The organism is Pantoea sp. CTOTU49201, assembly GCF_032054795.1.
Taxonomy (GTDB): Bacteria; Pseudomonadota; Gammaproteobacteria; order Enterobacterales; family Enterobacteriaceae; genus Pantoea; species Pantoea symbiotica.
On record NZ_DAMBSA010000313.1, the window covers coordinates 1 to 5,599 of the forward strand.

At 57.1% G+C, this 5,599-nt stretch carries 4 protein-coding genes; 1 reads left to right on the forward strand and 3 read right to left on the reverse strand.

Annotated elements, in window-relative coordinates; translation table 11 throughout:
• From mscM to rsgA, 3 genes are all read right to left on the reverse strand, one after another.
• A partial coding sequence (mscM, locus tag RTY00_RS18600) for a miniconductance mechanosensitive channel MscM (protein ID WP_312665423.1) occupies positions 1 to 3,081 on the reverse strand: 3,081 nt, incomplete at its 3' end.
• A 14-nt stretch (positions 3,082 to 3,095) separates the two neighbouring features.
• Positions 3,096 to 3,992, reverse strand: coding sequence for an archaetidylserine decarboxylase (gene asd / locus RTY00_RS18605; RefSeq protein ID WP_312665424.1), 897 nt, complete (start codon positions 3,990 to 3,992; stop codon positions 3,096 to 3,098).
• Positions 3,993 to 4,085: 93 nt separating this feature from the next.
• Complete coding sequence (gene rsgA, locus RTY00_RS18610; protein WP_312665425.1) at positions 4,086 to 5,129, reverse strand: small ribosomal subunit biogenesis GTPase RsgA; 1,044 nt, start codon at positions 5,127 to 5,129, stop codon at positions 4,086 to 4,088.
• A 103-nt stretch (positions 5,130 to 5,232) separates the two neighbouring features.
• Between rsgA and orn the strand changes: the two genes are divergently transcribed.
• On the forward strand, positions 5,233 to 5,599 hold a 367-nt coding region (orn, locus tag RTY00_RS18615), incomplete at its 3' end, for an oligoribonuclease (RefSeq protein ID WP_312665426.1).

Genomic DNA, 5,599 nt, shown 5'->3' on the forward strand with positions numbered 1-5,599 from the left:
CATATCCAGCACGTAGGTGCAGCGATCGGCCGCCTGCTTAAGAATGTTGGTCACTTCATCGCTGTTGACTCTGGCCGGCGCCGGAATCGTCAGCACCACACGCGTCACCGAATCCGATAGCGACCAGTTTACGAACTGCTCTGTAATGAAGGCCTTGTTCGGCACGATGATCTCTTTGCGGTCCCAATCGGTAATGGTGGTGGCACGCGTGTTGATGCGGGTGATGCTGCCGGTCAAATCGCGAATGGTCACGGTATCGCCGATACGGATCGGCTTCTCAAACAGGATAATCAGGCCGGAGATAAAGTTGGCGAAAATCTCCTGCATCCCGAAGCCCAAACCCAGACCTAACGCAGCAACCAGCCACTGCAGTTTCGACCACTCAATGCCCATCATCGAGAAGCCAATCAAGCCGCCAATCAGCATCAACGCATATTTGGTCAAAGTGGTAATGGCGTAGCCGGTGCCCGGCGCCAGGCTAAGATGCTGCAACAGCGCCAGCTCCAGCAGCGCGGGCATATTGCGTACCAGCTGCGTGGTGATAATCAGCACCAGAATCGCAATCAGCACCGCACCCAGCGTAATCGCCTGCACGCTATCGACGCCTTGAATGGTGGTGCTGGCATTCCACAGCGGAATGTTATCGAGGAAGCTAAACGCCGAGTGAATTTCTGACCACAGCACAATCACCGAAACCAGCGCGATCAGCGTCAGGATTGAACGCACCAGACGCAGTGACTGCGCGCTAATCTCATCGAGATCAATACTTGGCTCATCGATTTCGATGGTGTCGGCATTTGTCGGCGTCGATTGCTCTTTCTCTTCTTCACTGCGCGCGCGGTTGGCCAGCATATCGGCACGACGCTGACGTGCACGGTCAAAGGCGATACGGCGGCGCTGAATCAGCATCCAGCGGCGGATAATGTGATACACCACCAACAGGAAGAACCAGATGCCCACCGAGGTTTCCAGACGCGCCAGCAGCGCTTGTGCGGTGGCGAGATAACCGATGCAGGAGGCGAGGGCAGCAACCAGCGGCAGGGCGATCATCAGGTTCCACAGAATGCGGTTTACGAAGTTATCGCCGTTGCCCTCTTTATCCAGATAGAGCGGAATACCGGCGCGTTTCAGGCTAACGGTGACGATACTCAGCGCGCCACAAATCAGGATGAAGCACACGCGTCCCAGCGTGCCGGAGAATTGCGGATCGTCGAGATTGGCAAAGGCGATCAGCAGCATGATCAGCGGCACAATCAGCCCAACCGACAGCGAGTAATAGCGCATCGCACGCGCCACGCGCGCTTGCGGCCAGCGGAAGTGCACCACAAACAAGCCATCGGGACGCGCAAACGCGGCGCTGATCATAAAGGCCCACAGCAGCGGCAGCGTGGCGGTGATGCCATCGCCAATCGCCACGGCGAACGGATAAGGCCAGGCATGCTGTAAACCGTAACCGAGCGCGGCCCACAGCACCGGCAGCGGCACCGCCACCAGAATCGACCAAAATACCGTGCGCAGCGTCAGGCTAAAGCGGTCCTGCGTGACTTTGCCGACGCGGCTGGCGGAGCGCTCCATAAAGGCGTTGTAGTGACGACGCGAACTGATGCTGAAGCCAACCAGCAGAACCGCACCAATAATCGGCAGCACGGTTTCGCGATTGGTGAACATCATCGCCAGCGCTTTGCCGAGCTGACCCGCCGTATCCAGCGACAGCAGACGTTTAAGATCCTGCGCCATCTCAACCGGGAAATTCAGGCCGATAGTGTTAACGTCGGCGGTCCAGAACAGATAGCGATGCGTCGCATCTTTAACTTCGGCTAAGGCATCCTGCAGCTGCGTATTGGAAACTTTGAGCTTGGTGATTTCCAGAATCAGCGTATCGCAACCGGAAATCAGTGAGTTCAGCAGTTCGCGCTGGGTTTTGAGTTGCGCTTCGAGGATGCGCACCTGATCGCTGCTGAACGGCGTGCCATCATCTTGCTTAGATTTGCGCAGATCCTGCTGGCGCTCGAGCAGATCTTCATAATGCAGACGCTGCACGCGCAGCTGGCCCATTTCGCTGTCGATCTGCTGAGATTTCGGCATCTCTGGCAAACGCGCGACTTGCGCGCGCAAGGCTTCACCCAACAGATTGGACGCGCCCAGCCATTGCGACTGCTCACGCAGCGTGCTCAGTGCCTGACGTACCTGCAAGGTCTGATTGGTGGCTAAACGCTGCTGCGAAGCGACCAAATCCATGCGCTGTGCTTGTTGATTGAGGTCAGCGGAGAGTTCGCGGTTTACGCGGAACTGATCGCTGATCGAACTCGGCAGATCGCCACTGTTTTCTGCCAGCTGCTCGGTGCGCTCCAGCGCCAGTTCAGCTTCGCGCTGGCGCTGGTTGTTGAGCTGATTGCGCAGCGCCTGCAGATAGTTATCCAGCTGGGTGGCTTTGCGCTGATGCACTTCGGCGCGCATACGCGCCAGTTCCTGACGGTTATTCGCCGACAGCTGTGCCAGCTCTAACTCGTCCACGCGCGCTTTGTTGGCAGCGTTTTCCGCCTGACGCGCGTAAATCTGCGCCTGCGCCAGCGGCGTGGTCGCCGCCGAGGAGCTCTGCGCGCGGCGATCGCTTTCGGTCATCGCCCGGCGTGCATCGGTTTGCTGCTGCGGCAGCTGCGACAGTGAATCGCTGATCTCACGGGCGCGATCCTGCTCTTGCTGCGCCTGGCGGCCTTCCTCCAGCAACTGGCTGCTGACCTGCAACAGCTCCTGATCGAGCTCGGCGCTGCTCATATTACTGCGCACCGTCTTGCTGCTATCCGTAAGCGTGGCGATTTGCTGGCGTAATTCACGCGCCAGGCGCGGGAAATCATCAATCACCTGCTGATACTGCTTCGCGCGCTCCAGCGACTCATCGCGCTCATTGAGGAAATTGATTGCCGCTTCCAGCGCCTGCACCTGTTCTGTTTGCGCGGGTGAGCTTTTTGCGGATTTAGCCGCATCCAGTTCCTGCTTAAGCTGGCTGGATTGCGGAACGGTGGCTGCAAATACAGAACTGCTGAGCACAAGGCTCAGCAGCAGGGAGAGGAGAACACGCACGGGAGAGGTTCCGGTTATTTGCTTAGTGAGACGCTGTCGCCTGGCTGAGGCAGGGCGATGGCCAGCGGCTGACCGAGGCGGGTTTTGCTTTCGGCTTCAAGGCTTTCTGCCAGCTTCACGCGATTCGGCGCGAACAGGTTGATCACCGTTGAACCCAACTTGAAGCGACCCATTTCCTGGCCTTTCAGCAGCACGACCGCACCGTCATGATCGGCAGACGGATAGCGCCAGCGTTTGATTACACCTTCGCGCGGTGGCGTGATGGTGCCCGCCCACACAGTTTCGATGCTGCCGACAATGGTGGCACCGACAAGGATCTGCACCATCGGGCCATGATCGGTATCGAATACGCAGATCACGCGCTCGTTACGCGCAAACAGATTCGGGATGTTACGCGCGGTCAGCGGATTGACCGAGTAGAGATCGCCAGGCACATAGATCATTTCGCGCAGGACACCGTTACACGGCATGTGTACGCGGTGATAATCGCGCGGGGCGAGGTAAGTGGTAACGAACTCGCCATCATGGAACTGATCCGCCAGATCGTCGTTACCGGCCAGCAGCGCCTGCAGGCTGTAATTGTGGCCTTTGGCCTGGAAGATCTGATCGCCAGCAATGCGGCCCAGCTGGCTGATCGCGCCATCGGCGGGCAGCGCCAGCAAAGAGGCGTCAGGATCGACAGGACGCGCGCCCTCTTTTAACGGACGCACGAAGAAATCATTGAAGGTGCGGTAGCTGCCGGTATGTGGCTTGCTGGCTTCCGCCATATCCACTTTGTAGTACCAGACAAATATGTCGATGACCGCTTTAGTAAGCCAGCCACCACGACGGCTGGCGCCCCAACCGGCAAGTTCGGTGAGCCCTTTTTTGGGCAAAATATGATTCAGGCCGAGTTTAAAACGATCAAACACCGTTGCCTCCTGGCTTAATTACGTATCGTTAACAAAAAGGGGGGCGGATTGTAGCAGCGCCCCAGCGCGTTGGCGAATGTGCCGTTGTACTGCTTAATCCGCGTCGGAGGAAAAGTTTTTACGCGTCTTTACCTGCGCCATACTTTCCAGAATTCGGTGGTAGTTATCGAAGCGCGAGATGTCGATCTTGCCTTCTTCTACCGCTTCGCGGATGGCGCAGCCCGGATCGGTATCGTGCTTGCAGTCGCGGAAACGGCAACTGCCAAGGAATTCACGGAATTCGACAAATCCGCGCGTCACTTGTTCCGGCTCCAGATGCCATAAACCAAACTCACGCACCCCCGGTGAATCGATCACATCGCCGCCCGCCGGGAAGTGGTAAAGGCGTGACGCGGTGGTGGTGTGCTGACCTAATCCAGAAACGTTCGACACATCGTTGGTCAGAATTTCAGCCGCTACCTCCAGGCCAAGCAGGTTATTCAACAGGCTCGCTTTACCCACGCCAGATTGACCGGCAAAGATGCTGACGCGGCCGGTTAAGGCACTTTCCAGTTCAACCAAACCATCTTTGGCGTGGCTGGAAACCATCAATACGCGATAACCAATATTGCGATAGATCTCCATCTGCTCATCAACAAACGCGCGGCCTTCGGCATCCAAAAGATCGGTTTTGTTGAGCACCAACAGCGGTTCCACGCCAAGCGTTTCGCTGGCGACCAGATAGCGATCGATAATGTTAAGTGACAGTTCCGGCAGGATCGCCGAAACGATAATGATCTGATCGATGTTGGCGGCGATCGGTTTCACGCCGTCATAGAAGTCTGGGCGCGTTAGTACGGTTTTGCGATCGTGTACCGCTTCGACGATCCCTTTACCGCCGCCAATGGCGACGCGCCACAAAACGCGATCGCCGGTGACCAGCGAGCGAATGGTGCGGCGGATGTTACAGCGATGCACAACGCCTTCGCTATCTTCCACGTCTGCGTGCATGCCGAAACGGCTGATCACCACGCCATCAGCCGCTTCTCCAAACAGACTATCATCCGGCTCCGGCTTATCGCTCCGTTGCTGCAGACGACGCTGATGGTTGGCGCTTACGCGACGTTGTTGACCTTTCGACAGTTTGTTTTTACTCACGCATCCTCTCACGGCTTTCGCCAGGCTTCGCCCTGCTGGGCAAAACGTCTATGATACACCTGAAATGAGTTTAATGACGACTTTGGCAACAGGCGGGAAACGCATGACAGCTGGAAATGAAAACAACCTGATTTGGATCGACCTCGAAATGACCGGATTAGATCCGGAGCGCGATCGCATTATTGAGATCGCCACCATCGTGACCGATGCCAACCTGAACATCCTGGCAGAAGGCCCAGTGTTCGCGGTGCATCAATCTGACGAGCAGCTGGCGTTGATGGATGACTGGAACGTGCGCACGCATACCAATAGCGGTTTGGTAGCGCGTGTTAAAGCCAGCGAGCATGGCGACCGTGCAGCAGAATTGGCCACCATCGAGTTCCTGAAGCAGTGGGTGCCGGCGAACACCTCGCCAATTTGCGGCAACAGTATTGGTCAGGATCGTCGCTTCCTGTTTAAGTACATGCCTG